This is a genomic window from Sorangium sp. So ce119, from assembly GCF_051524405.1.
Taxonomy (GTDB): Bacteria; Myxococcota_A; Polyangia; order Polyangiales; family Polyangiaceae; genus Sorangium; species Sorangium cellulosum_G.
Genome location: NZ_CP150311.1, coordinates 26,199 through 47,828 on the forward strand (window position 1 = coordinate 26,199; position 21,630 = coordinate 47,828).

The 21,630-nt window shown below is 72.6% G+C and carries 16 protein-coding genes; 4 read left to right on the top strand and 12 right to left on the bottom strand.

The annotated features are described in order from the left end of the window. Positions 1 to 103 precede the first annotated feature (103 nt). The 7 genes from cheB to WME76_RS44425 all read right to left on the bottom strand — a co-directional run bounded on the left by cheB (position 104) and on the right by WME76_RS44425 (position 8,248). Positions 104 to 1,186, bottom strand: a complete 1,083-nt coding sequence (gene cheB / locus WME76_RS44395; RefSeq protein WP_061605839.1) for a chemotaxis-specific protein-glutamate methyltransferase CheB — start codon at positions 1,184 to 1,186, stop codon at positions 104 to 106. 93 nt (positions 1,187 to 1,279) lie between these two features. After that, positions 1,280 to 2,221, bottom strand: a complete 942-nt coding sequence (locus WME76_RS44400) for a CheR family methyltransferase (RefSeq protein ID WP_437962264.1) — start codon at positions 2,219 to 2,221, stop codon at positions 1,280 to 1,282. Beyond that, positions 2,218 to 4,371, bottom strand: coding sequence for a HEAT repeat domain-containing protein (locus tag WME76_RS44405; RefSeq protein WP_437962265.1), 2,154 nt, complete (start codon positions 4,369 to 4,371; stop codon positions 2,218 to 2,220). Before WME76_RS44405 ends, WME76_RS44400 begins: the two co-directional genes overlap by 4 nt. Then, complete coding sequence (locus tag WME76_RS44410) at positions 4,368 to 4,859, bottom strand: chemotaxis protein CheW (RefSeq protein WP_433934670.1); 492 nt, start codon at positions 4,857 to 4,859, stop codon at positions 4,368 to 4,370. The genes WME76_RS44405 and WME76_RS44410 overlap by 4 nt, the downstream gene beginning before the upstream one ends. 56 nt (positions 4,860 to 4,915) lie before the next feature. Further along, positions 4,916 to 5,452, bottom strand: a complete 537-nt coding sequence (locus WME76_RS44415) for a chemotaxis protein CheW (protein ID WP_437962266.1) — start codon at positions 5,450 to 5,452, stop codon at positions 4,916 to 4,918. Then, positions 5,445 to 7,703 (bottom strand): chemotaxis protein CheA, encoded by a 2,259-nt coding sequence (locus tag WME76_RS44420; protein WP_437289620.1) that lies wholly within the window; start codon positions 7,701 to 7,703, stop codon positions 5,445 to 5,447. The genes WME76_RS44415 and WME76_RS44420 overlap by 8 nt, the downstream gene beginning before the upstream one ends. Next, positions 7,703 to 8,248 (bottom strand): response regulator, encoded by a 546-nt coding sequence (locus WME76_RS44425; protein ID WP_437962267.1) that lies wholly within the window; start codon positions 8,246 to 8,248, stop codon positions 7,703 to 7,705. Before WME76_RS44425 ends, WME76_RS44420 begins: the two co-directional genes overlap by 1 nt. Positions 8,249 to 8,555: 307 nt before the next feature. Between WME76_RS44425 and WME76_RS44430 the strand changes: the two genes are divergently transcribed. Then, positions 8,556 to 9,668 (top strand): VWA domain-containing protein, encoded by a 1,113-nt coding sequence (locus tag WME76_RS44430; protein WP_437962268.1) that lies wholly within the window; start codon positions 8,556 to 8,558, stop codon positions 9,666 to 9,668. Positions 9,669 to 9,813: 145 nt separating this feature from the next. Here WME76_RS44430 and WME76_RS44435 read toward each other — a convergent pair whose 3' ends face one another. The 3 genes from WME76_RS44435 to WME76_RS44445 all read right to left on the bottom strand — a co-directional run bounded on the left by WME76_RS44435 (position 9,814) and on the right by WME76_RS44445 (position 12,827). Next, entirely contained in the window at positions 9,814 to 10,668 is an 855-nt protein-coding gene (locus WME76_RS44435) for a DMT family transporter (protein WP_437962269.1), read from the bottom strand. A 135-nt stretch (positions 10,669 to 10,803) separates the two neighbouring features. Further along, complete coding sequence (locus WME76_RS44440; protein ID WP_437962270.1) at positions 10,804 to 11,469, bottom strand: hypothetical protein; 666 nt, start codon at positions 11,467 to 11,469, stop codon at positions 10,804 to 10,806. 320 nt (positions 11,470 to 11,789) lie between these two features. Beyond that, positions 11,790 to 12,827 carry a hypothetical protein gene (locus tag WME76_RS44445; RefSeq protein WP_437962271.1) on the bottom strand — a complete coding sequence of 346 codons (1,038 nt, stop codon included), beginning with the start codon at positions 12,825 to 12,827 and terminating at the stop codon, positions 11,790 to 11,792. A 255-nt stretch (positions 12,828 to 13,082) separates the two neighbouring features. On the opposite strand from WME76_RS44445, the gene WME76_RS44450 reads away from it, so the two are divergent. From WME76_RS44450 to WME76_RS44460, 3 genes are all read left to right on the top strand, one after another. Then, positions 13,083 to 14,330, top strand: a complete 1,248-nt coding sequence (locus WME76_RS44450; protein WP_437962272.1) for a putative DNA modification/repair radical SAM protein — start codon at positions 13,083 to 13,085, stop codon at positions 14,328 to 14,330. Then, on the top strand, positions 14,327 to 15,781 hold the full coding sequence (locus WME76_RS44455; protein WP_437962273.1) for a UdgX family uracil-DNA binding protein: 1,455 nt from the start codon (positions 14,327 to 14,329) through the stop codon (positions 15,779 to 15,781). Before WME76_RS44450 ends, WME76_RS44455 begins: the two co-directional genes overlap by 4 nt. Before the next feature lie 332 nt (positions 15,782 to 16,113). Beyond that, entirely contained in the window at positions 16,114 to 16,383 is a 270-nt protein-coding gene (locus WME76_RS44460) for a hypothetical protein (protein WP_437962274.1), read from the top strand. A gap of 45 nt (positions 16,384 to 16,428) precedes the next feature. On the opposite strand, the gene WME76_RS44465 is transcribed toward WME76_RS44460, so the two are convergent. Beyond that, complete coding sequence (locus WME76_RS44465; RefSeq protein WP_437962275.1) at positions 16,429 to 17,391, bottom strand: serine/threonine-protein kinase; 963 nt, start codon at positions 17,389 to 17,391, stop codon at positions 16,429 to 16,431. Between the two features lie 149 nt (positions 17,392 to 17,540). After that, positions 17,541 to 21,407, bottom strand: coding sequence for a hypothetical protein (locus tag WME76_RS44470; RefSeq protein ID WP_437962276.1), 3,867 nt, complete (start codon positions 21,405 to 21,407; stop codon positions 17,541 to 17,543). Positions 21,408 to 21,630 lie beyond the last annotated feature (223 nt).

The following is a 21,630-nucleotide window of genomic DNA, read 5'->3' on the forward strand; positions in this document are numbered from 1 at the left end:
GGCGATCTCCGATCGGAGAGGGGCAGAAAATTCTCTCCCTCTGTGCCCTCTGTGCCCTCTGTGGTTTTATTTTCTCGGGGTTCTCGAGGAACCGCCGCGTCCGCTACGAGAGCAGCGCGATGAAGTCGCCGATCGCCGTGAACGGCAGGCTCTCGTTGACGACCCCCGCCCGCACCGCGGCGCCCGGCATGCCGTAGACCACCGCGGAGTCCTCGCTCTCGGCCACCACCGTGCCCCCGGCCGCGCGGATCGCCCGCGCGCCGTTCACCCCGTCGTCGCCCATCCCCGTCAGGATGATGCCCACCGCGCGGCTGCCGCCCACCTGCGCCACGCTCCGGAACAGCCGGTCCGCGCTCGGCACGTACCGATCGCCAGGCGCCGGCGCGCCCACCCGGATCCGGATGTCGCCGCTCAGACCGACCCCGCTGCCCGGCGTCACCGCGATCTCCATGCACATCCGGCCCGGGCACACGTACGCCTTGCGGGCCACCACCTGGTCGCCGTTCTGCGCCTCCACGACGCGGAGCCCGCCCTTGCGATCGAGCCGCTCCGCGAACGTGCGCGTGAACTTGTCGGGCATGTGCTGCGCGATGAGGATCGCGCCGGGGAAACGATCCGGGATCCGGTTGAAGATCTCCAGCAGCGCCGTGGGCCCGCCGGTCGAGGAGCCGACCGCCACGAGGTGGCGCAGCGAGACCCCGAGCCGCGACGGCTCCTGCGCCGCGCGCTGCGCCGTGGGCTGCGACGCGCGGGCCGGCGCCGCGGCCGCCGGCATCGGCGAGCGGGGGCGGAGGTAGCGCACGAGCAGGACCTTCTGGATGATCTCCCGGCGGATCTGCGCGTCGGCCGTGAACTGCCGGTCCGGCTTCGCCACGAAGTCGACCGCGCCCAGCTCGAGCGCCTTGAAGACGTTCTCCTTGTGGCTGTAGCTGGAGACGATGATCACCGGCGTGGGCTGCCGCGCCATCAGGATGCGCAGGAACGTGAAGCCGTCCATGCGCGGCATCTCGAGGTCCAGCGTGATCGCGTCCGGCCTGAGCTGCGCGGCCTGACGGAGCGCGTCGTCGCCGTCACCGGCCTTGCCCACGACCTCGATCTCGTCGCTTCCGCTCAAGATCTCGGCGATGTTGCGCCGGTTGTACGCGGAGTCGTCGACGACGAGCACGCGCAGGGGAGCGAATGTCATGAGCGCAAAACCTTCCGCCGGAGGTTCATTCTAACCCACCCGGGGCGCCATGGGACCACCCGTCGCCTGTACAGCCTCGACTTCCTCGGCGCCTCATCCGCCCTCCTCCCCTGCCCCCCCGCCGGCCCCCCCACGTTCGGGGCCCCCCCGCTCCGGCGAGCCCTCCGCGAGCCCGAGACGCAGCGTGGCCGCCGGCTTGCGGTACACGAGATCCTCCCGGAGGTGCACGATCTCGAACGCGGTCGTGACGTTCAGCAGCGACTCGGAGTGGCCGAGCAGGAGGAACCCGCCGGGCGAGAGGCGCTCGTAGAAGATGTCGATCACCCGGCGCCGCGACTCCTCGTCCAGGTAAATGAGGACGTTGCGGCAGAAGATGACGTCCACGCGCCCGACCACCGCCGCGCGCGACGAGTCGAGCAGGTTCAGGTGCCCGAACTGGCAGAGCGACCGCAGCTCGTCCACCACGTGGAACCCGTCCGGCCGCTCGGTGAAGTAGCGACGCTTGAGCTCGGGGGGCGTCACGCGGAAGGACGAGGCGCCGTACACCCCCTTGCGCGCGGCCACCACGCAGCGGCGCGAGATGTCGCTGCCGAAGACGCGGACCTCGCGGCGATCCGCGGCGCCCGACTCCCGCGCGGTGATCGCGATCGAGTAGACCTCCTCGCCCGTCGAGCAGCCCGCGCTCCAGATCGACAGCCGGCTCTTGGCGCCGCCCGCCTTCACGATCATCGGCACGATCTCGGTCGTCAGCGCGCGGAGCTGGTAGTCCTCGCGGAAGAAGTACGTCTCGTTGACCGTGATGAGCTCGATCGCCTCGTCGAGCTCGGTGCGCCCGCGGCTGTGGAAGCGCAGGTACTCGTGGTACTGCGCGAACGACGAGAGGCCGAGCACCACGATCCGCTCGCGGAGCCGGCGCTCCATGGACGTCCGCGCCTCGGGCCCGAACTGGAGCCCGCAGTGCTTGTTGAACAGGTCCCGCAGCCGCTGGAACTCGTCGGGCAAGAGGCGGATCTCGTCGTCCCGCCGCCGGTTCACGGCACCTTCCCCGACGGCGGCCCGCCGGACATCCCCGGAGTGGACACGGCGCCCTCGCCGACCTCGATCGAGACGGGCGCGCTCAGCCGATCCCCCGCCTCGCCCCACGGGGGATCCGAGCGGAACGGGGCGCCGCCCTGCGCCGCGGCCGCGACGAGCTCGGGCTCGCCCGAGGCGCGCACCAGCCCGAGCAGCTCGCGGGCGCGGGCCCGCTCGCCGCCGGCAGGGCCGGCGTCCGACAGCGACGCGTACAGGCGGCCCAGCGCGCGCGCCGCCGCCAGGCGGACCTCCCGCTCCTCGTCGGCCAGCGAGAAGCTCAGCACGTCGAGCGCCGCGACGCCCGCCGCCGCGGCGACCGCGGTCACGGCCGCGCGGCGCGCGCGCACGTCGCCCGCCGACGCGGCGCTCCTCAGGAACGCGAGCTCCTCCGGATCCGCCGAGCCGAGCGCCTCGATCACGATCGCCGCGGCGAGGTGCGTCCGCTCGGCCTGCATGAGCTGCCGCGCGAGCGCGCGCGCCGCCTCGGGGTAGCGCTCGGAGAGCCCCGCGAGCGCGCTCTCCGCCGCGCGCGCGACCGGCAGCGAGATGGCGCGCGTCTGCGACACGACGAGCTCGAAATCGTCCGCGGTCCCGATCTTCGCGAGGCCGTAGAGCGCGCTCGTCGCCACGAGCGTCGAGGGGCTCTTGACCGACCGGCGCACCGCGCCGAGCAGCTCGTCGAGCGGCGGATCGGCCGCGGCGTCCGGGGCAGGCCGCGCCGGATCGCCCCCGCGCCCGCGCTGCTCTGCGATCGCGACAGCGCCGTCGATGAGCGCGGCCGTCGCGTCGTCGAGGCCCTCCCAGAGATCCGGGTCGGGATCGACGTGGCGCTCGAGGTAGGCGAGCACCGCGGGCAGCGCCTCCTCGCCGAGCAGGCCGAGCGCGCGCTGCGCCGTCTCGACGAGCGCCGGCTCGATCATCGCCTGCACCGCGGCGTCGGCCGCGCCCGGCGCGCGCGCCATCGCCGCGAGCACGAGCGCCTGCGCGCGCCCGCTCACCGGATCGGCGCCGAGGCCGCGCCACGACGGGGGCTCCGCGCCGCCGGAGCCCTGCGCGGCGGCGGCCTGCACGAGGCGGGCGCCCACCTCGAGCGGGGCCGCCCGGAGCGACGTCACGACGTGCGACGCGAGCGGCCCCTCCGCGAGCCGCGCCAGCGCCCGCACGAGCTGCGCGAACGCGCCGCCGCGCGCCGTCGCGAGCGCCGCGCAGAGCGCCCGCGGCGCCTCGGGGCTCTCCGCGAGCGCGGCGGCGACCAGCGCCGACGAGCGGAGGATCGGGTCGTCGATGAGCGGCGCGAGCACCCGCCACGGCACCGGCGCCTCGAGGCCGTTCAGGCCGTTCAGCGAGGTCAGCCGCACGAAGCGATCGCGGTCGGCGAGGCGCTCGTAGAGGATGTCCGTCACCCGCTCGCGCGCGATGAGCCCCATCCCGGAGATCGCCTCGATCGCGCTCTGGCGCAGGTTGTCGTCCTTCTCCCCGAGCGTCGCGTAGAGCGCGTCGAGCGCCGCCGGGTCCCGCGTGCGTCCGAGCGCGTCGACGACCAGCTTGCGCTCGTCGCCCGCGAGCTCGCCGAGCGCGCCGACGAGCGCCGGCGTGGCGTCGCGGCCGCAGTAGCCGAGCACCTCGATGGCCGCGTTCCGGAGGCCGACGTCGTCGCTGGTCCGCAGCGCGTCGAGCAGCGCCCCGACGAGGAGCTGCGAGGCCGACGGTCGCTCGGCCTCGGCGCCCTGGGCCGCGGGCGGGCGGTCGCCTTCGGCGCCGCCCTGGGCCGCGGCCGGGCGCTCGCCCTCGGCGGCCGCGGCGGACGGCGAGGTCTGCTGGATCAGCCGGTGGCAGGCGTAGGTCGCCTCCTTGCGGACGCGCCAGTCGGGATCGCCGAGCGCGCGGAGCAGGAGCGGCAGCGCCTCCGCGACGTCCGCCCGGCCGAGCCGCGCGGCCGCCTGGCGGCGCTCCTCGGCGTCGTCCGCCGCGAGCGCCGCGGCGATGGCCGAGATCGGCATCGGGGTGCTGCGCACGCTGGGCGAGATGGACTCGGGCTCGGTCGGCCAGGCGCCCGCGTCGCTCACGCGCGGGTCGCCGTACGGACCCAGGTCGTCGAAGGCGCGGCTCACGGGGCCTCCAGGAGCGCGCCGGACGCGGCGAGCGCGAGGGCGAGTTCGATGAAGCGCCCGACGTCGAGCACGAAGATCATCCGCTCGTCGTGCGTCGTCACGCCCACGATGCCGCGCAGATCGCTGCTGCCGCCCACCGGCGGCGTCGGGCGGTAGTCGCCGCTCGTCCCGAAGACCTCCGTCACCGCGTCGACGACGAGCCCGACCGTGTGCGTGCCGACGTCGACCAGGATCCACTTGGTGCTGCGGCTCGGCTCGACCGGGGGGAGCCCGAAGCGCACGCGGAGCTCGATCACGGGCACCACCTCGCCGCGGTGGTTCGCGACGCCGGCGACCTCGGGCGGCGTGTGCGGCAGCGTGGTCACCGACAGCGGGTTCACGATCTCGCGCACCCGCGTGATGTCGATCGCGTAATGCACGTCGCCGACCACAAAGCCGACGAGGCTCTTCTGCGGGTCGGGACGGCTTCGCTCTCCAGTTAACGGCATCTGAGCCTCCGAGCGCCCGGGCTCTTCGAGCCGCCCGGGCGCGGACGAATCGTCCTCTAGGACGCGAGTATGGCCTGCAGGTCGAGCAGGATGATCACGCGCGGCTGCGCCTCGCCCTGGGCGCCGTCCGACGCGGTCGCCCCGTGCATGGGCCGGGCGATGCCGGCGATGTGGCCCGCGACGTCGCCGCCGAGCGCCGTCGCGGCGTGCTCGATCTCGGCGTCGGCGAGCCGGTAGACCTGCTGGACCTCGTCGACGAACAGGCCGAGCGTCTCGCCGTTCGCCGCGTCGACGAGCAGGATGCGCGCCCGGCGCTGCGGCGCGCCCTCGTGCAGCCGCATCCGCCGCCGCAGATCGATGACGGTCACGAGCTGCCCGCGGACGCTGACGATGCCCATCGTCGAGTCCGGCGCGCGCGGCACCGGCGTGAGCGGGGGCGGCTTCAGGATCTCGCGCACGAGCGACACGGGCGCGGCGTAGGTGTCGCCCGCGAGCGTGAACGCGAGGTACTCGGTCCGCGGGCCGGTCGCCTGCGCGCGCGAGTTCCGCTTCGACACAGGGACGCGGGCGTGCCTTCGGGAGAGGTTAGCCATGGGTGCTCCGCGGATCGTTGCGCTGCCGGTCCCCGCCGTGGAGGATCTCCTCGATGAGCGCCGGGGCGTCGAGGACGAGCGCGATGCGCTGGTCGCCGAGCTCCGTGGCGCCGGAGAAGCCGCGCACCGACGAGAGCGACGGGCCGAGCGCCTTGATCACGACGTCCTGCTGGCCGATGAGCGTGCTCACGACGAGCCCCAGCCGGCGCGCGCCGACCGACGCCACCACGATGTACTTGCGCTTGCTCCCCTCCCGGAGCCCGAGCGTCGCGCGGCCGTCGGACCCGCGCCGCCCGCCGACGGCGGGCCGCGCCGCGGAGCCGCCGCGCGCGCCGCCGAGCAGGCCGGCGATGCGCGCGCTGAGCTCCTCCTCCTCGTTCAGGCCGAAGAGCCGCGCGAGGTAGCAGAGCTGGAGCGTGCTGTTGCGCAGCGTGATCATCTCGCGGCCGTCGATCTGGCGCACCGTGGCCTCGTCGAGCGCGACCGCCTCCTGCACGTTGGTCAGCGGGATGGCGAAGAGCCTGTCGGCGACGCGGACGATGAGCGCGCTGATGATCGCCAGCGTGATCGGCAGCGTCACCGTCATCTTGGTGCCGATGCCGGGCTCGCTGTGCACGTCGATGACGCCGCCGAGCTTGCTGATGTTCGTCTTCACGACGTCCATCCCGACGCCGCGCCCCGAGATCTCGCTCACGTCGGTCTTCGTCGAGATGCCCGGCTGGAAGATGAGGTTCAGGACCTCGCGGTAGCTCGTGGTGCGCGCGTCCTCCGGGGTCATGACCCCGCGGCGCAGGGCGGCGTCGAGGAGCTTGTCGACGTCGATGCCCTTGCCGTCGTCCTCGATCTCGATGACGACGTGGTTGCCCTTCTGGAAGGCGTTCAGCGCGATCGTGCCGACCGCGGGCTTGCCCACCGCCTCGCGCACGCTCTTCGACTCGATGCCGTGGTCGATGGCGTTGCGCATCATGTGCATGAGCGGGTCGCTGAGCTCCTCGACGATGAGCTTGTCGACCTCGGTCTCGGCGCCCGTGATGACGAGGTTCACGAGCTTGTCGGCGTCGCGGCTGATCTGGCGGACGACGCGGGCGAGCTTGTCGAAGACCTGCCCGAGCGGGACCATCCGGACCTCGAGGATGCCCGCCTGCATGGCGGCGAGGTGCCGGTCGAACGTGCGCTGGAGCCGGTGGAGGTCGAGGCTCAGCTCGCGCTCGGTCGGCGCCGCGCGGAGCCGCTCGACGAGGCGGCCGAGCGCCGATCGGACGAGGGCGAGCTCGCCGACGATGTTCATCAGCCGGTCGAGCTTGTGGATGTCGACGCGCACCGTCTGCGCGACGGAGCGGATGGAGCTCAGCTCTCCCTTGCGGTTGCCGCGCGCGCTCGACGGCGGGCTCGCCGCCATCGAGCCGGTCAGGTCGACGGCGCGCGACACGCCCGTGGGCGCGCCGCCGCGGAGCGCGGCCGACATCGACGGCATCCCCGGCGGCGCGACGCGGCCGTGCCCGTTGTTGTTGCGCCGCGGGATCTCCTCGACCGCGGCGCCGGCCTGGTGCAGGGCGCGCTGGAGCTCCTCGAGCGGCGCGCGCGACGCCATGAGGATGTCGAGCTCGATCGAGTCCTGGTCCGCGCCGGCGCCCGTCGGCAGGTAGGTGATGATCTCGCCGTACGGCTTCGCGGTGATCTTCAGGTCGTCGAGCGCCTGGTCGATCGTGGCGAGGTGGAACTGCACGCGGAGCCGGAACAGGGTCATCCCGCTCGCGATGTTCGTGCGCAGCCGGTGCTCCTCGTACTCGGTGAGCACGGAGAGCAGCCCCGGATCGAGGTCGTAGTTGTCGTCCGGGAGGCCGGCCGCGCTCGGGCCGGCGTCCTGGTGGAGCTGGCGGAGGAGGTCGTCGACCTCGGGCATGGGCGCGTCGCGCCCGTCCTTCTCGTTCTGGAGGATGCGCCCGTAGAGCTCGACGCTGCGGAACAGCAGGTCGAGGACGGACGCGCTGATCTCGATGCGGCCGAGGCGCAGGTTGTCGAGCAGCTCCTCGAGCTCGTGCGACAGGGTGGCCATCCGGGTCGCGCCGAAGAGCCCGGCGAGCCCCTTCAGGGTGTGGACGGCGCGGAAGACGTCGTTGATGACGTCCGGGTCGATCTTGTTGGTCCGCACCGCCTCGTCGAGCGCGAGCAGGTCGCGCCCGAGCCCCTCGACGATCTCCTGCGCTTCCGAGAAGAACTCCTCGCGCGCGCGATCGCCGCTGTCCACCATCAGCCGCCGCCTTCCTCGCCGGAGCCAGGCTGCTTGGTGCGGGTCACCGGCTCCGGGGCGCGATCAGGCGGCGGGGAACGGACGTCGCCGGCGAGGCCTGTCAGCGGGGCGTCGCCGGCGAGCTCGGCGGCGTCGGTGTCGCCGTCGGCCACGCGCTGGGCGCGCCCGTCGAGGCAGGCGACCACCGCGTCGCGCAGGGCCTCGGGCGTGAACGGCTTCGGGAGGAAGAGGTCCGCGCCGAGGCGGAGCCCGCGCTGGATGTCGCGCTCGGCCGCCTGCGTGGAGATGATGAGGATGCCGACGCGCCGGTAGCGGTCGCTCTGCCGGACGAAGCGGATGAGCTCGAGCCCGTTGATGTCGGGCATGTTGATGTCGGTGATCACGAGGTCGAACGCGCCGCGCGGCAGGAGCCGGAGCGCGTCGAAGCCGTTCATGGCTTCCACGATGTCGACGTCGCCCGCGAGCCCCACGACGCAGTCCTCGAGCGTCGAGCGTACGTACGCTCGCATTGCCGGCGAGTCCTCGACGATCAGGATGCGTGCCATGCGGCGACAGGGTAACGGAAATCCGCTGGGTAGGAGCAACTCGCTGACGGCGGGGGGCGGCCGGCGCGCTCCTCGGAGGTGCGCCGGCCTATGTACGGCGGTCTCCTTCCCGGTGTAAACCGGCGCGGTGGCCCCCGGGCGCGGACAGGAGGCGGCCGCGGGGGACGCCGCGCGCGGCGCCGCCGGCCGTGGAAGCGGCTCCCCCGGCTCCCGCCCGGCCGTGCCCGCCCGGCGCGACCGCCGCCAGGCAGCCTGCCTGCGCGCAGTGAATTGACACGGCGGCGCCCGATGCGCGCTAATCCCGGCCGTGAAAATTCTCCTTTGTTCTCCAGCGTTCCGGATCCTGCTCGCCGCCCTGTTCGCGCTCTCGAGCGTCGCTTGCGGCGGCGGACTGCGGGTGACCCGGATCAACTCCGCCCAGAAGAAGCCGAACAACGTCTGGGTGTTCTTCAGCGTCGACGCCGGCGAGGACGAGCCGGTCGGCGGCCTGACGGCCGAGGACTTCGAGATCTACGAGGACGGCGACCTCGTCTCGAAGTTCGAGAGCAAGCAGACCATCCAGAACCCCGAGGTCGCGGCGGTCATGTACACGATGCTGCTCGTCGACATGAGCGGCAGCATCACCGAGTCGGGCCAGGCCGACGCGCTCGTCGACGCCGCGCAGTCGTTCAGCGACCGCGTGGGCAAGAGCCAGAAGGTCGGCGTCTACGCGTTCGATGGCGAGGTAAAAATCCACTCCGTCGTCCCGTTCACCGAGGCGCAGGGCTCGGTGCAGGGCGGGCTCGAGGGGCTCCGGACCTACAAGCCGCGGGACACGTCGACCAACCTCCACGGCGGCGTGGTCGAGGGCATCCGCGAGCTCAAGAAGCAGCTCGACAGGGACCGGCGGCCGCTCAAGTTCGGCACGCTCGTCGTGTTCTCCGACGGCACCGATCGCGCGAACCGCGTGAGCCGGGAGGACATGCTCAAGGAGCTCGACAAGGAAGAGTACGAGAACTACCAGATCTTCGTCGTCGGCGTCGGCGCCGAGATCGAGAAGGCGCGGCTCGACGAGATCGGGCGCGACGGCACCGAGCTCGCGGCGGACCAGGCCAAGGTCAAGGAGTCGTTCGACAAGATCGCGGCGAAGATCGAGGCGCACATGAAGCGCTTCTACCTGTTCTCGTACTGCACGCCGGCGCGCGCGGGGGAGCACGAGGTGGAGATCAAGGCGATCCGGAAGGATCCCTCGGCGTCGGGCTCGGTCTCGTGGAAGTTCAACGCCGACGGGTTCGGGCCGCCGCCGGAGTGCGATCCCAACACGCCGCCGTCGTTCGATCTGAAGGCGACCGCGCCCGCGGTGGACGGCGACGGCAACGGCGGCGGCGGCGCGAAGGCGAACTTCAAGGCGAGCGCCGGCGTGAAGGTCGAGGCGAAGTGACCGGCGTCGCGGCCGCGCATCGCGGCGCGGCGCCGCGAACCGGCTGCGCCGCCCGGCGAGCCTGATTCACCGAGGCGCGCGTCCCGGCGAGGCGCGCCTCTCTCCCCCACTCCCGCCACTTCCCCACTCCCCCTCTCCACCGCGCTCACGCGCGTGAGCTCGGCAGCGGCGCCTGCGGGGGCGCGGCGCGCGCGGCGTGCACGGTCCGCCAGACGGTGGCGCCGAGGATGACGGCGCCGCCCGCCGTCGACCAGAGCCCTGGGCGCTCTCCGACGAAGAGGAGCGCCCAGACGGGGTTGAGCACCGGCTCCACCAGCGCCAGCAAGGAGGCCTCGACGGCCGGCGTGTGGCGCATGCCGCGGCTGAACAGGACGTAGGACAGGCCGATCTGCACCGCGCCCAGGAACACGAGGAGCGCGAGGTCGAGCGGCCCCGGGCGGGCCGCGCCGCCGAGCGCCATCGGCAGCGCGCCGAGGCACGCGAGGAGGTTGCCCCAGACGAGCACCACGGGGTTGTCGTCCGGGGTCGCGCGGAACGCCATCACGCACAGCGCGAACGCGAGCCCGGAGAGGAGCGCGAGGGCGTTGCCGAGGAGCTGTCCGGCAGAGAGCTGGTCCAGGAAGAAGAGCGCGAGGCCCACGATGAAGACGGGCGCCGCGAGCTTCTCGCCGCGCGAGGGCCGCTCCCCGAGCAGCCAGGGGCTGAGCAGCAGGACGTACACGGGCGCGGTGGACTGGAGGAAGATCGCGTTCGCGGCCGTGGTCAGCTTGGTGGCCAGCACGAACAGCACCATGACGGCGGCGTAGACGGCCGCGGCCGCGAGCGCGCGCCGCGAGGGCCAGCGGCGCGCGCCGGGCATGGCCAGGCCCAGCGCGAGCGCCGCGACCAGCGCGCGGCCCGAGGCGACCTGCCACCCGTCGAGGGAGACCAGCTTGATGGCCGCGCCTCCGGTGGACCAGAGGACGGCGGCGGCGAGGATCATCAGCCGAGCGCGGACCATGAGGGTGCGGGCGCCGAGCCTAGCGGAACATGGACGCGATGCTCAGGGGGCACCCAGGAGAGAACGCCTCGTCTCCTGGCGCTCCTGGCGTCCTGACGGCTCATGATCACCCTGGCCCGTGAGCCTGGCAGTCGGTCAGCGCGGCGGCTCGGGGATGAACTCGGCGCCGAGCCGGAAGATCAAGAAATCCCTGATGACGTTGCTGCTGCCGCCGGGCCACAGGAACGGGCTGCCGGTGCTGCGGCTCGGGTCCCACTCGTACCACATCCACCGGGCCCCCTCGTCAATGCCGCAGACGATCGGGAACTCGTTGCCGGGCTGCGGGTCGTCGCGGGGGGTGTCGTTCGCCTCGCCGAACACGACATGACCGCGGTCGGACACCTCCGTCGTCACCCAGCCGCCGCTGGTCGTCTGCGGATCCAGATCTCCACCGTTGCAGCGCGCGATGTGCTGGTTGACGGTCTCCAGCGTCGGCCCGCGCGAGCCGAGATCGTAGTCCTCGCCGGTCGCGCAGACCTCCCACGCGCCGTCGCCGGTGAAGACGGGATCCGCGCCCTCGCGGAAGAACTGGCCGAGCACGCCCTGCGTCGTGAGGATGTCGGCGTAGGTGACGATGTAGAGATAGCTTCCGGCGTCGGCGGACCGGGCCGGCACCGTGTACGACTCGGGCCCGTGGCCGACGGGACAGGAGAATATCTCGTCCGCGAGGAGGTTCTCGACGCCGCCGAAGTAATTCAGGAGCTTGTCGCCGGTCCCGTAGCCGAAGCCATAGGCGTTGTCGGCCGTGATGATCACGCTCACGTCGGTCGAGAGCCCGCTCCCCCCACCGACCCCCCCGGCGATCTCACCGAGATCGTTCCCGCCACCGCCCCCCGCGCCCCCGGCGCCGGAGCCGGCGGGGGGGCCGACGGGATCCCCGGAGCCAGCGTCCGAACACCCGGAGCCATGAAGCGCAACAGCGAAAGCCAGAGCAGGAACGAGACGTAGGTGCATTGCACAAGGATCGGCGAAGTCGCGCCGTGCGTAAAGCCCCACCGGGACGCCCGTTCGAGGGATCCCGGCGTCGCGCGAAAGCCGCGCTGGCCTCGACGCGCGGGCGCCGACAAGCCCGCGCGCGCCGGTCAGGGCACGATCTCCCGGATGCTCCCCTTCTTGTACAGGAGACCGTCGGGGCCCACCCCGTCGCTCCGGAAGTAGACGCTGAGGTTCGGTTTGCCGGTCTCCGAGCCCGGGCGGGTCGGTTCCCGGGTGAGCCGCATGGCGGGATCGATCCCGGGCTGGCAGGGCTCGCCCCCCACGCCGAAGTCGGTCCCCTGGTCGACGTGCTCGTGGATCTTCACCCAGGCGCCGCCGTTCGCGCCGTCGGTCTCATCGATCCAGAGCTCCTGCTTCACATCGCCGTTCGGCAGGTCGTAGACGAGCTGCTTGTAGCCGATCCATACCTGCTCTGGCATGCCGCCTTCCCAGCGCGTCTTTCCGAGGATGGCCGTCGAGGCGGGGTGGCTCGTCTCCTTCTCGAAATCGATCTTGCCGTCGTAGCGCATGCGGGCGGCGATCCCTCGCGTATCGCACCTGTTGACGTCCTCGTCGCCGATCGTGCCGTGGTTGGTGCGCGCCATGGCGACGAGGCCGCCATAAGGTGTCCCGTCGTCGTCGGCGCGCAGGAAATACACGGTCACCTCGACGTCGGTCCACGGGTCGGCGAGCGCGGGATCGTGCACGTACATCCGCGGGACGTCGCCGCTGATCGCGAGGATTCCCTGGCCGTCGGTCTCATAGGAGGCATCGCCATGGTCGGCGTCGAACCAGGCGTCGGCCGGGTCGATCCCCGAGAACGTGCGCGCGACGCCGTTGTCCCAGGTCGAGAACCACGCCTTGCCGGAAGGCAGCGTGGGCCGCAGCATCGCGATCCCGAACCGGTCGATGAGGGCCGCGTCCCCGCCCCCGGCGCCGGTCGAGCTCGACACCTCGGCGCTGCTCGATCTCGATGCAGACGAACCCTCGCCGGCTCCGCCGCCGAGACCGCCGTTGCCCTCGCTGCTGCTGAGACCGCCGCTGCCGCCGGCGCCGCCGAGGCCGCCTGACCCGGACTGGCTTCCTACCGCGGGAGCGCCATCGTCGCCGCAGCCGACGTGGCTCGAGCCGACGACAGCCGACATGAGGACGATTGCGTTCCTCAAGAAAGTTCGCATTCCTCCGGAGTAACACACGACGGTCGCAGCGAGCGAGCATGAACGAGCCGACTCATCTGTCGACTCATCTGTCGCGCGCAGCGCGTCACGAGGCGCATCGACAGGGAGGCGATCACGAGGGCCACGCGGCCGAAATCCGCTTGCCTGACGTGCGTTTTCGACGCCCGGAGCGCCGCGCGGGCCTTGCCAAGAGGGGGGGAGTCCCCAAGGTTGGTCCGGTTCATGGAGCTCAAGCGAAAGCTCGCGATCCTCGCGGACGCCGCAAAGTACGACGCTTCGTGCGCGAGCAGCGGCTCGCGCCGCCCCGCCCTGCCGCAGGGGATCGGCAGCACGGAAGGCATGGGCATCTGCCACAGCTACACGCCGGACGGCCGCTGCGTCTCCCTGCTGAAGATCCTGCTGACGAACGTCTGTATCTACGACTGCCAGTACTGCGTGAACCGCCTGTCCAGCGACGTGGAGCGCGCGAGGTTCTCGCCCGGGGAGGTGGTCGCGCTCACGCTCGACTTCTACCGGCGGAACTACATCGAAGGGCTGTTCCTGAGCTCGGGAGTCCTCAAGAGCCCTGATTATACGATGGAGCAGCTCGTGGCGGTCGCCCGGTCGCTGCGCGAGGAGCACCGGTTCGGCGGCTACATCCACCTGAAGGCGGCGCCCGGCGTCTCGCCCGAGCTCCTCGACGTGGCCGGGCGGTACGCCGATCGGCTCAGCGTCAACGTCGAGCTGCCGACGCAGCGGGATCTCGCGGCGCTCGCGCCCGAGAAGACGATGCCGGCCATCGAGGCCGCCATGACGGAGATCCACGCGCGGATCGTCGAGGCCCGCGACGACCCGAGCCCGCGCAGGCCCGCGTTCGCGCCCGCGGGGCACAGCACGCAGATGATCGTGGGCGCGACGCCTACGAGCGACCGGGAGATCCTCGCCACCGCCTCCCGGCTGTACACCGCGCACGGGCTGCGGCGCGTCTACTACTCCGCGTTCAGCCCGATCCCGCACGCCGACGCCCGGCTCCCGGCCGAGTCGCCGCCGCTCGCGCGCGAGCACCGGCTGTACGAGGCGGACTGGCTGATCCGGTTCTACGGCTTCTCCGCGGGCGAGCTCCTCGGCGCGGCGTCGCCCAACCTGGATCTGACGATGGATCCGAAGCTCGCGTGGGCGCTCGCGCACCGCGAGTTCTTCCCTGTCGACGTGAACACCGCGCCCCGGGAGGCGCTCCTCCGCGTCCCGGGGCTCGGGGTGCGGACGGTCCAGCGCGTGCTCGCGATGCGCCGCCACCGCGCGGTCCGCATGGCCGACCTCGCGCGGCTCCGCGTCCCGGTCGCCCGCGCGGCGCCGTTCCTGGTCACGGCCGACGAGCACCGCAGCGCGGCGCGGGATCTCGACCGCGCCGGGCTCGCGCAGCGGGTCCGCCCGCCGGCGCAGCTCGGCCTGTTCGAGGCGCGCGAGGTGGCGCGCTCCGGGGAGCTGTGATCCGCGCGCCCATCCCGCCGACGTTCGAGGCCTTCCGCGACGCCGCCCGCGCGCTGCTCGCCCGCGAGGCGCCGCCCGAGGACGTCCTCTGGGAAGACGTGGCGGCCGAGGGCCAGGGCGTCCTCTTCGGCGCGGCGCCCGGCGCGCCGGCCGCCCCCGTCAGCGCGGCGCCCGGCGCGTCCGACGCCGCGCCGCGCCAGCGCGTCCCCGCCGCCTACATGCGCCTCGCGGCCGCGGTCGCCTGCCACCGCGACGCGGCGAGGTTCGCGCTGCTCTACCGCGCGCTGTTCCGCCTGACCCACGGCGAGCCCTACCTGCTCGAGCTCGCCGCCGATCCCGACGTGGCGCGGCTGCGCGCCCTGGAGCAGGCGGTGCGGCGCGACGTCCACAAGCTGCACGCGTTCGTGCGCTTCCGGCGGGTCGAGGACGAGGGTGGCGGCGAGCGCTACGTCGCGTGGTACCGCCCGGACCACCGGATCGTGCGCCTGGGCGCGCCGTTCTTCGAGCGGCGCTTCCCGTCGATGGCGTGGTCGATCCTGACCCCGGACGAGTCGGCGCACTGGGACGGCGCCGAGCTCCGCTATGGCCCCGGGCTGCCGCGCGAGGCGGCGCCGCGCGAGGACGAGTTGGAGGAGCTGTTCCGCACCTACTACCGCGCGATCTACAACCCCGCGCGGGTGAACCTCCGGGCGATGCGCGCGGAGATGCCCGTGAAGCACTGGAGCACCCTCCCGGAGCTCTCGGTGATGAGCGAGCTCGTGCGGGACGCGGCGTCGCGCGTCGACGCGATGCAGGCGGGCCGCAGCGGGGCGGCGAGCGCGGCGGAGGCGTACGTGCCCGGCTCGCGCGCGCTCCCGGTGCTCCGCGAGGCGGCGGCGTCGTGCCAGGCGTGCGCGCTGTGCGAGCGGGCGACGCAGGTGGTGTTCGGCGAGGGTCCGGCGGACGCGGCGCTGATGCTCGTGGGGGAGCAGCCTGGAGACGAGGAGGACCTCTGCGGCCGGCCGTTCGTCGGGCCAGCGGGGCGCGTGCTCGACGAGGCGCTCGCCGGAGCGGGCCTGTCGCGCGGCGGCATCTACGTGACGAACGCGGTGAAGCACTTCAAGTGGGAGCCGCGCGGCGAGCGCCGGCTGCACGCGAAGCCCGTCGGCCCGGAGATCCAGGCCTGTCGCGCCTGGCTCCAGGCGGAGGTCGAGGCGGTGCGGCCGCGCGTGATCGTGTGTCTCGGCGCGACGGCGGCGCGCTCGTTCCTCGGCGGTCGGTTCAGCGTCACGCAGAGCCGCGGCCAGGTCTTCAAGACGCCGTGGGCGGAGTCGTGGATGGCGACCTACCACCCGGCGGCGCTCCTGCGCATGCCGGACGAGGCGGCGCGCGCGGGGGCGCGGGCGCATTTCCAGGCGGATCTCGCGAAGGCGGCGAGCTTGCTCGCGGGCGAGGAGCACGGGAGCCGATAGGGGCGTAGCGGACGCTGAAGTACCTGCCCATGTCGACGACGGTCCGCGATGAGCTCAGCGGCCCTTCGATCGACTCGATACATCGTGGAAGACAGCAGAGATTGAACCACAGAGGCACAGAGGGCACAGAGGAGAGAAAAAAAGGATGGAGAACCATATGCCTGACTCTTTATCTCCCTCTCTCCCCTCTGTGCCCTCTGTGCCTCTGTGGTTCAATTCTTCCCATTTACCCCTCACCCCTCGCCGTCCTGGCAGGATTGCGCCCCCGGCGCCCCGGCCCCATGAGCTCAGCAACGCATCGCCCCGCAAAGCGCTGCGCCAAGGGGGGAATCATGAAGAATTCGCTCGTCGCGCTGGTCCTCGGCGCGCTCTCGTTGTCCACCGTGATGTCCAGCAGCGATGTGGCGCAAGCGCAACGCCGGCCACCCGAGGGCTCCTATCTCAGGACGTGCAGGGAAGTCCGGACGGAGCGAGGCACGCTGTTCGCGAGGTGCGCGGACCGGAGGGGGAACTTCCACAGGACGCGCATGGTGGACTTCCGGCGGTGCCGCGGAGACATCATGAACGACAACGGTCAGCTCCGCTGCGCCGGCCGCCGCTGACGCGCGTCGCAGCCGGACAGGGCGCCCTCCGCGAGGAGGGCGCCCTCAGCGACGCGGAAGCGGGGCCCCCGCCGGGATCCGCCCCTCCTCCACGGCCACCACGTACGGCGGCAGCCGGCCGGCCCGCACCGCGCGGACGTCGGCGCGCATCGTCGCCGCGTCGGGGTAGCGCTCGGCCTTGTGGAACGACAGGGCGCGATCCACGACGTCGCACACCTCGGAGGGCACGGCCGGCGCGCACGCAGCGAGCGACGGGGCCCGCTCCGTCGCCGCGGCGATGAGCAGGCGCGCGTCGGCGACCTCGCCGTGGATCGCGCGGCCGGAGAGCAGCCGGAACATCGTGGCGCCCAGCCCGAAGACGTCGGTCCGGCCGTCGATCTCGCGCACGTTCCCCGTCGCCTGCTCGGGCGCCATGTACTCGCTCGTGCCGAGCGCCACCCCCGTCTTCGTCGCCGTCTTGTCCGGCAGCTCCCCCATGCCGAACGGGAGCGGATCGAGCACGCGCGCGATCCCGAAATCGAGCACCTTCACCCGCCCGTCGTACCCGATGTGCAGGTTCTCGGGCTTGATGTCCCGGTGGATGACGCCGTGCGCGTGCGCCACGACCAGCACATCGAGGACCCGCTCGGCCAGCGCCAGCACCTCGCCCGCGGGGAGCGTCCCCGCCCGGGCCATGCGATCGAAGACCGTCTCGCCCTCGAGCACCTCCATCGCCAGGTACGCGGCGCCGTCGCCCGCGACGCCCGACTCCAGCACGAGCGGCAGCCCCTGGCAGAGCGGGCCGACCGCGGCCAGAGCGCTGCCGATCGGCCCCTCGCGCAGGAACCGCTTCCGCAGCTCGTCGATCTGGCTGAGCGACGGGTGAAGGACCTTCACCGCCGCGACCTGGCCGTCGGCGCGCCGGCCGAGGAAGACGCTCGCCATCCCGCCGCCCCCGAGCACGCGCTCCACCGTCCAGGTGCCGATCCGCGTGCCGACGCGCTGCGCCGCGAGCTCCTCGTCGTCCATTGAGGATGCGGAGGGTACCACCCGCTTCACCAGGAACGATCACGAAAGGCCGCGCGGCCAGAGGCTCGCCGCGAGGGCTCGGGAGAGCGGGGCTCCACGCTGGACGCGGGCGCCGGCTCCACCGAGGCTCGCGCGGCTCCTCCGGCCCCCTACGTGCCCCAGCGGCGGCGCTCGTCCTCCTCGTCCGCCGCGTGCCGCTCGTGGCTGCGCGTCAGGGATTCGACGAGCCGCTCGGCAAAGGCGCGGACGAGCGGATCGGGGTCGGCGAGCCACGCGCGCGCGCGTTCGAGCTGCTCGACGTCGTGCTCGGCCAGGCTCGCGACCAATCCATCCGTGCTGTGGATACGGGCGATGATCTCGTCGGCGACCGAGCTCCGCGGCCCGAACCGCTGCACAAGGGCCCGCCAGATGGGATCGAGCTCGGGCGCGCTGGGGCGCATGATCGCTGCGGCTGTGCGACCTCGGCGCGCGTCCTGCCCGACCCATGCGAGGACGTCCTCCGCGGGCCAGGCCAACGAGGAGCGATGATGAAACATGAACGCCATCTGCAGGCGCCCCGCCGCGGGGTCGCGCCGGTCCAGGGCCGCCGCGACCGCCTCCCACGCCGCTCGGGCGTCACGCGCGGCGGCCGCGTGCAGCGCCTTCCACGCATGATCCTTGGCGCCACGAGGCTGCGATAGCGCGACGAGCGCGAGGTCCGCGACGGGCGCCGCCTCCCCCTGCTCGACGAGGAGCCGCGCCCCCCGCTCCCAGAAGTGGTCGGTTATGCCGTGCACGCGGTGGGGCGAAAGGCGTTCGAGCGCCCTGAGCAGGAGCGCTCGCAAAGGCGCCACGCGCTCGGGTCGGTCCTGGATGCGTTCGACGAGTAGCTCCAGCGCCGCCGCGGCATGCTCGATCGGCGTCCCCTCGACGAGCGCCCCCGCGAAGGCGGCGAACGCCGCCTCGCTCACCTGGAGCAGCCAGCGCCGACGCCGGCCCAGCTCCAGCACGCAGGCCTCATCGAGGAGGCCGCCCTGCACCGCCCGCTGGACCCAGGCGAGGCGCTCGTCCGTCGCGCCCAGCTCCATGACGGCCAGCGCGAGCAGCGGCGCCTCGGCCGCGTCCAGCTTCAGATCGCTCAGGACCGCTTCCGCCGCGGCGCCTCGGCCCGCCTGCGCCCAGCCGCCCAGGTAGCGCGCGAAGACGGCTCGCTTCCTCCACGCCCGCACCCCGTGGCACGCCCTCGCCCGCTCGCGGAGTCCCGCGAACAGGATCCCGCGCTCGTCGCACCGGCCCAGCGCGTAAGCGAACACATGCGCGCGTACGGCTTCGTCGGACACAAGCCAGTCCAGCTCGTCCAACATGGGCACGTCACCCGCGAGCCCCTCGCGCGCGAGCGCATCGTCGAGCGCGTCGTCGTCCTCGCGAAGCGCGGCCGGTCCCCACGCCCCAACGCGCTGGCGAAGGCGCTCCCTGAACGATGACGGCGCGAGCAGCGCCTCGAGCCGCCCGGGGTACGCGCTGTCGGGCGCGAGCCAGTCCGCGTCGTAGGCGCGCACGGCCTCGAGGACATCGCGGAGCTGGACGCGCTCGGATTCCGTGAAATCGTCCAGGTGCGCGGCGAGGGTCGCCATGGCGTGGTCGCCCATCCCGGCCCGGACTGCGCCGCGCAGCTCATCGGCGACCGCTCGCTTCGCCTTGGCCGCCACGTACGGATGGGGATCGCCGAAGCGCGCGCCGAGGAGCGTCCAGGCCTGGGCTCGGGCCAGGCGGGCCTCCTCACCCGTGGGTGCTGTCCAGGCGCCGTCGATCGCCTCGTGCGCGACGCGGAACGCCCTCGTCGCCAGGACCGCCTGGATGCCCTCGAGGGCGACCGTGCGCACGGCGGGATCGGGATCGTTCAGGCGATGTTCCAGGAGGGCCATGCGCTGGGCGAGCGATCGGTGCGTCGCGTTGAGCTCGACGAGGAACAGGCCCGCCCAGGTCGCCGTGGCGTTGTTCGCGTACGACTCGTTCTCAGCCTGGGCGAGGCGGAGCAGCGCGGCCTCCGCGTCCTCGAAGGCGTCCGCGCGGGTCGCGAGCTCCTCCAGGGCGAACACGATCCCGCGGCGCTCCTCGACGCGCACGCGCAACTCGTCGATGCTCGACGCCTCGATCCGCCGGCGGAGCTCGCGCCCGGTCGCGCCTGGCGCATGCCGGGCGACGAACCGGAGGCGCGGCCCGAGCAGGCCGAGGGACCTGAGCTCCCCCCAGTCCGCCGGCGCCCGCTCCAGATCCTCGACGCCGACCCGAGCCATGCCGATGAGGAGCTCGCGGGGGAGCCCGAGCCGCAACAGGGTCTCGAAGAAGTCGTCCAGGTAGAGCTGGCCGTATTGGACCAGCGTCCGGCCTCCCGGGTCGTGTCCCCCGTCCGGGTCGAGGAGCCACGCGATCACCTCCCGCTCGAGCACGAGGGGTGTCACGTACTTGTACTTCCAGCCTTGATTGCGCCGGAGGATCCCGCGCCTCACGCACTGAACCGCCACGTCGAACAGGTCCTGGCCGCGCTCAAGACCGACGGCGCGGGCCACCTCCTCCCGCTGCGCCGGCGAGAGCTCGCCCCAGTCGATCCGTCGCGTGATCGACGCGGCGAGCAGGCAGCGCGCACGGCGGAGGCGGAGCGCCTCGATCTCCGGACCTCGATCCGCCTCCCAGGAGGCAGCGAGCGCCCACTGCGCGGCCTCGTGGAGGTCGCGCGGCGGCCGCCCCTCGACGAGCGACTCGCGCGCGAGCAGGGCGACGAACCAGGGATAGCCCTCGCTCAGCCGGGCGATGTCGTGCACTCTCTCGGCATCGGGGGGTCCTCCGAGCACATCGGCAGCGAGCGCCCGGGTGGCGTTCGAGTCCAGCGGCGTGAGGTACCAGCGCGGCGAGAGCCTCGCCATTGCCAACACCTGCTCTGGCGCCGGCGTCACGACGAGGAGCCGCGCCGAAGCGTGCGGCCCTGCGGCGGCGACGAAGCGCGCGGCGAGGGAGTCGACCTGGATCGTTGGACAGTCATCCACGATCAAGACGACAGTCGGGTGGCGAGCCAAGAGCCGTCCTGGGCCGAGCGCATCGAGCGCCTCCTCCGGGCTCCAAGCGACCCGCACGCGCTGCGCGATGCTCAGGTCGCCCGCGAGCGCCTCCAGCACCAAGCGCGTCTTGCCGACCCCAGGGGGGCCGACGAGCCACGCCGAGACCTCGCGGGGCGCGGACGGGGCGCGCCGGACGAACGCAAGGAGCGCGTCGCGCAACGTCGCACGCGCGGCGTCGTCCGTGAATGCCGGTTCGTCCCTGTTCCTGTCCTCCCGGTGCTGGACGCGCCACGCGTCGAGGCCGTGCAGCAGCGGGACGAGGCCGAAGCGGTCGGCCCACGCGGCGATGCTCCCGCCCTCTGGCTGGCGCGCGCGCAAGAAGCCGGTGAGCGCGTGGGCGTCGAGGATCTCGATGCGCGCGCTGGGGTCCTCCGCGTCCGGCCGCTCCTGTTTCATGCGGTCCCAGAGCGCTGCGGCGAGGTGCTTGTGGGGGGTTCGCTTGACGCCGTTCCTCTCGACCTCGTAGTCACGCTTTCCGATGGTGTTGATGAGCAGCTTGAAATAGCCGCCTTCCAGGAGCACCTCGATCACCCTGCCAGGGCCCTTGCGATCATGCACGTCCCGCAGCGCGAGCTTGGGCCAGTTCTCCCCGGTCTTGCAGCTGTAGGCCGTGCGGACCTGCCCGTCCTCCGTGAGCGGGGTCAGGATATGCGCTTTCTGGTAATCGATCTTGGGAGTGACGGGCGACCGCTTCACGGTGAGCAGGATGTCGCGTCCCCCATCCGCAACGCTCCGCCCCGCTGGACCGTCGAGTTCCGGACCGTCGTGCCGCTCATAGGCCTCGAACTGGATCAGATCGAAGCAAAACTGCTCGAACTGGTCGGATTCGAGCGCCTCCAGATGGTCGACCTTGAGGTCCGTCCAACCGAGGGGGTCGCGAGTCACACTGGGACTATGGGCCGGCGACGCCTCACGGGTCAACGAAGTCCCCCGCCATCGAGAGGATGGCGACAGCGAACGCCGGACGTCGCCCGCTCAAGCGAACGAGCCAGGCGGACGTCGGATCCTTCACCATCGAGGCGGTCGCGCTCGGCATGCGGTCGTCCGACCTCCCTGGCACCTGCCTCTCCCAGCAGATGCGATCCGTCGCGCCCCCTCCGCCACCCCCTCGCGGTCCACTCGATCCGTTGCGCCCCCCTGCCGC

Coding starts and splice junctions, on each gene's coding strand:
- cheB (WP_061605839.1), bottom strand. CDS start 1,186: ATGACATTCGCTCCCCTGCGCGTGCTCGTCGTCGACGACTCCGCGTAC.
- WME76_RS44410 (WP_433934670.1), bottom strand. CDS start 4,859: ATGCCGTTAACTGGAGAGCGAAGCCGTCCCGACCCGCAGAAGAGCCTC.
- WME76_RS44415 (WP_437962266.1), bottom strand. CDS start 5,452: ATGGCTAACCTCTCCCGAAGGCACGCCCGCGTCCCTGTGTCGAAGCGG.
- WME76_RS44420 (WP_437289620.1), bottom strand. CDS start 7,703: ATGGTGGACAGCGGCGATCGCGCGCGCGAGGAGTTCTTCTCGGAAGCG.
- WME76_RS44425 (WP_437962267.1), bottom strand. CDS start 8,248: ATGGCACGCATCCTGATCGTCGAGGACTCGCCGGCAATGCGAGCGTAC.
- WME76_RS44435 (WP_437962269.1), bottom strand. CDS start 10,668: ATGGTCCGCGCTCGGCTGATGATCCTCGCCGCCGCCGTCCTCTGGTCC.
- WME76_RS44445 (WP_437962271.1), bottom strand. CDS start 12,827: ATGTCGGCTGTCGTCGGCTCGAGCCACGTCGGCTGCGGCGACGATGGC.
- WME76_RS44450 (WP_437962272.1), top strand. CDS start 13,083: ATGGAGCTCAAGCGAAAGCTCGCGATCCTCGCGGACGCCGCAAAGTAC.
- WME76_RS44460 (WP_437962274.1), top strand. CDS start 16,114: ATGAAGAATTCGCTCGTCGCGCTGGTCCTCGGCGCGCTCTCGTTGTCC.
- WME76_RS44465 (WP_437962275.1), bottom strand. CDS start 17,391: ATGGACGACGAGGAGCTCGCGGCGCAGCGCGTCGGCACGCGGATCGGC.